Source organism: Inquilinus sp., from assembly GCF_039594555.1.
Classification (GTDB): Bacteria; Pseudomonadota; Alphaproteobacteria; order DSM-16000; family Inquilinaceae; genus Inquilinus.
Genome location: NZ_JBCNNF010000521.1, coordinates 1 through 4,169, shown reverse-complemented (window position 1 = coordinate 4,169; position 4,169 = coordinate 1). Strand labels below are relative to the sequence as shown.

4 protein-coding genes are annotated in these 4,169 nt (G+C 68.0%); all 4 read right to left on the bottom strand.

The window, feature by feature from the left end; all coding sequences use genetic code 11:
• On the bottom strand, positions 1-273 hold a 273-nt coding region (locus ABDW35_RS33160), incomplete at its 3' end, for a hypothetical protein (RefSeq protein ID WP_343718118.1).
• Between the two features lie 487 nt (positions 274-760).
• A complete protein-coding gene (locus ABDW35_RS33155; protein ID WP_343718117.1) occupies positions 761-1,159 on the bottom strand; it encodes a hypothetical protein in 399 nt (132 codons plus the stop codon).
• 251 nt (positions 1,160-1,410) lie between these two features.
• Positions 1,411-3,411 (bottom strand): PhoX family phosphatase, encoded by a 2,001-nt coding sequence (locus tag ABDW35_RS33150; protein WP_343718116.1) that lies wholly within the window; start codon positions 3,409-3,411, stop codon positions 1,411-1,413.
• A gap of 152 nt (positions 3,412-3,563) precedes the next feature.
• Positions 3,564-4,169: hypothetical protein (locus ABDW35_RS33145; protein WP_343718115.1), on the bottom strand; the 606-nt coding region annotated here is incomplete at its 5' end.

Below are 4,169 nucleotides of genomic sequence, written 5' to 3'. Positions count from 1 at the left end.
GGTCAGTCCCTGGAACAGGGCGTGCAGCGCCGCGTCGTTGGCCTCGGGCGCGGTCTCGCCGAGATAGCGGCCGAGGCGGGCGGCGCGGTGGCTGAAGCCCTCGATGGTCAGGTGGCCGATCAGCCCCTCGACATCGCGGATGTCCAGCTTGCCGTCGGCCAGCCGGCGTGAGATCTCCAGCGCCAGGTGCTGGATCGGGTTGGCGAAGGGATCCTCGCGCTGCGACTTCTCGTAGCGTTTCAGCAGCTGCGTCAGCTCGCGGGCGAGGGGCACCGTCCGATCCTCCGGCCGAGGCGTGGCTTGACGCGAATCCGGCATGGTGCCTCCCGTGCGGCAGCGGCTGATGCTGCACCTGCGTCAGCATCCATGTTGCGCTGCGAAGGGCTTGTCAATCGCTTTGGCGAAGAATTCCGGCCCGTGAGCGACAGAACCGAAAGTACCGAATGCACAACAAAACCCCGCCGATCCTGCGGGAGTGTATAAAGTCCAAGATGTTGCAGTTGGGTCTTGAACCCGAAAAAGAAGTGGCCCCGACGCGGGGGGAAGCGTCGGGGCCGTTCTTCGCCTGGGTCCGATCCGCTCGGAGGGGAGGGAGCGTCCGGCCCGGCTGACGGCTAATTCGATCCCATCGGAGGATCTTGGCGATGGCTGGGGGGACAAACCATCGCCGGCCGCACAACTGATTTGGGAACGAACGCGAAATTGTCAAGCAACCCGAGGGCCGGGACAGGGCCGCGACGGACCGTCGCAATGCATGGCTTCAATGCGCATCCGCATGGTCTTGGCGATGCCCGCGGTCGATCAGGTCGTAGCCGCGCTTCAGGGCCGCGCCGGCGCCGATGACGCTGACGATGAACAGGCCGAGCCCAACCCGGTAGAGCTCGGGCCCGGTCGCCATGATCAGTCCGATCACGGCGAGGAGGCCGAGCAGGAAGGTGATGGCGAAGCAGGATCCCGGCTCGTTGGGCAGGAAGGCGCGGCTCGGCCGCTCCTCCCGGGCGTCGAAATGCTGCTTGATCAGCAGCATGACGATGCCGATGCAGGCGACGAACAGGGCGATGCCCAGCACATAGAGGTCGTTGCTCTGCGCCCGGGCGGCGCTGACCAGCCCGAGCAGGGCGATGATGGCGGCCGCGGCGGCCGCGTTCAGGCGTCTCATGATCCGTGTGGTCCGATGGTCTCGCGAGCTGGGCCTCACTATCGATAGGCTCCCGCCCGGCCGCAAGCCGCGGCGCAAGGCGGCGACAAAAAAACCTCCCCGGGAGGGGAGGCTTGGTCGGCGTTACCGTTATGCGAGAAGGCGAAGCCGACGAAGCAATCCAGGGGCCACACCAATGGCCCTGGATTGCTTCGCTGCGCTTGCAATGACGGTTTATAATTTTATCATTTTGTTACAAAGCGATCTTAACCTCACACGCCAATCTTGCCGCCGCCCTGCTTGGTGATCACCACCACCGAGGGGCGGGGCGGCATGCCGTCCTGGAAGTCCGGCCAGCGGGTCGACGGGTCGGCGAAGGTGCTGGGGCGGCCGAATTCCGGCCACTCCTTGCCGCCCTCGCCCGGATGCTGCACCGCGACGAAGAAGGTGGTCAGGTCCGGGGTGATCTTCGGGCCGCACATCTCGGCGCCGACCGGGACGCGGAAGAACAGCTTGCCGGTGCCGCGGGCTTCACCCTCGGTCTCCAGGCCCCAGATGCCGTCGGCGCGGCCGCTGTATTTGTAGTTGTTGCCATCGGTGGCGACCCACAGCCGGCCGTCGGCGTCTATCTCGCAATTGTCGGGCGACCCGAACCAGCCGTTCTTGCTGGTGGAGGGGTGGAAGGTGGCGCCGACCGCGGCGACGGACGGGTCGCCGCACTTCACCAGCAGGTCCCAGGCGGCGGCGGTGGCGGCATGATCGCCATCGGCCGGGGTGATCTCGACGATGTGGCCGAATTTGTTCTCGGCCCGCGGGTTGGCGGCGTCGACCTGCTCGGCCTTGCGCTTGTCGTTGTTGGTCAGGATGACATAGACCTTGCCGTTCACCGGGTTCGGCTGCACGTCCTCCGGCCGGTCCATCTTGGTGGCGCCCAGCAGGTCGGCGGCGCGGCGGGTCTCGATCAGCACGTCGGCCTGGCTCTTGAAGCCGTTGGCCTCGGTCAGCGGGCCCTGGCCGAACACCACCGGCATCCAGGCGACCTTGCCGTCGGCGTCGAACTTGGCGACGTACAGCGTGCCGTCGTCCAGCAGGTCCATGTTCGCCTTGCGGTCGTTCGGGTTGAACTTGCCGGCGGTGACGAACTTGTACAGGTAGTCGAAGCGCTGGTCGTCGCCCATGTAGACGACCACGCGGCCGTCCTTGGCGACGATGCTCTCCGCCCCCTCATGCTTGAAGCGGCCCAGGGCGGTGCGCTTCTTCGGGGTCGAGTTCGGATCGGTCGGGTCGATCTCGACCACCCAGCCGAAGCGGTTGGCCTCGTTCGGCTCCTTGACCACGTCGAACCGGTCGTGGTGCAGGCTCCAGCCGTACTCAGCCTCGCCCAGGCCGTAGCGCTTGTAGTTGCGCGCCTCCGGATGATCGTCCTTCAGCTCGCCACCGAAATAGCCGTTGAAGTTCTCCTCGGCATGCACCGTGGTGCCCCAGGGGGTGGTGCCGCCGGCGCAGTTGTTGATCGTGCCGATCACCTTGGTGCCGGTCGGGTCGGCCTTGGTCTTCAGCCGGTCATGGCCGGCCGCCGGGCCGGTCACCAGGAACTCGGTCGACCGCGCGGTGATACGGCGGTTGTACGGGCTGTCCGCCACCACCGCCCATTTGCCGTCGGCGCCGCGCTTGATCTCGATCACCGACTGGCCGTGCGCGGCCATCTCGATGTCGATCTGCTCCTTGCTCTGCTTCGACAGATCGAACTCGCCCTTCGCGTCGGCGAGGCCGGGGAACATGATCGCCGCGTCGGTGTATTCATGGTTCACCACCAGCAGGCCGTGGTCGCTCGAATTCGAGCCCAGCGGCAGCGGTACGTAGCCGATATAGTCGTTGTTGTAGCCGAACTGCTTCTCCTGCGCGTCCGCGGTCTGCTTCTGCGGGTCGAAGGCGGGCGCGCCCTTCACCACCGGGTCGCCCCAGCGGATCAGGATGTCGGCGTCATAGCCCTTGGCGACGTGGTGCCTGGTGTCGACGCCGGCCTCGAGCTCCTCGAACACGTAGCGCGAGGCGCCGGCCGCGGCCTGCGCCGGGCGGGTGTGCGACAAGAAGGCGGCCGGGCCCACCACGGCGCTGATCGCCGAGACGGCCAGGGCGCCGCGCAGCATCCCGCGCCGGCCGAACCGGGCGTTGACGATGTCGCCCATGGTCGGGTTGTCGGAGAGGTTGCTGCTGCGGTCGTCCTGCTGCTCGTAGCGCTGAACGCGCGACAGGGTGGAATCCTGGTCCATCTCGGTCCCCTCTGGGCTGGCTGCCGTGGCGGCGGGCTTCGAATCCGGGGCGGACCTTACCGATCTGTAATGTTTGATTTGCTGCAGTTTGATGACGGTTCGATGAACCCGGCGAGGCGGAGCACCGAGGCGAAGCGACGCGGCGGTTCCGGCTACTCGCGGACCGCGCAGGTCGGGCTGACGCGCATGATCAGCGGCTGGCTGGGAATCCCGGCGCTGCCGCTGGCCGTGGCCAGGGTGAAGCGGCAGGTGTGGGCGGTCGGGTTCAGCACGCCGGTGACGCTGACCCGGGCGCCGGCCGGCGGGTCCAGCACCACCTGCGTGCTCTCCACCGCTGGGGCGTCGTAGCCGGTGACGATGCCGCTGATCGCGGTGTGCGAGGCGACGTAGAACTGCCGGCCCTCGCGCAGCACCGAGGTCAGGATCACCGTGCCGGTGCGGATCGCCGAGGCGGTCGGCGCCGCGGCGGTGCCGGCATCGGCGTCGAGCAGGTGGATGGTGCTCGGGTTCGGCCCGGGCACGGTCACCGCCCATTCGCCCGCCGGGAAGCGGCCGTCGATGCAGGAGCCCTGCTCGTCGCAGAAATCATCCACCGGGACGGCGCGGGCCACGGTGGTGGCGGCGCCGAACACCCGCCGCACCAGCAGGGCCGAGCCGCCGACCACGGCGCGCGCCCGGTCGCCGCCCGGCCCGGCGGTGAAGTGGCCCAGCGAGCGGAAGCGCAGCAGCAGCGGGTTCGGCGTCCGGCTCCACGCCGC

Bases quoted from the DNA above. Each gene is read 5' to 3' on its own strand.
- ABDW35_RS33150 (WP_343718116.1), bottom strand. From the start codon at position 3,411: ATGGACCAGGATTCCACCCTGTCGCGCGTTCAGCGCTACGAGCAGCAG.
- ABDW35_RS33155 (WP_343718117.1), bottom strand. From the start codon at position 1,159: ATGAGACGCCTGAACGCGGCCGCCGCGGCCGCCATCATCGCCCTGCTC.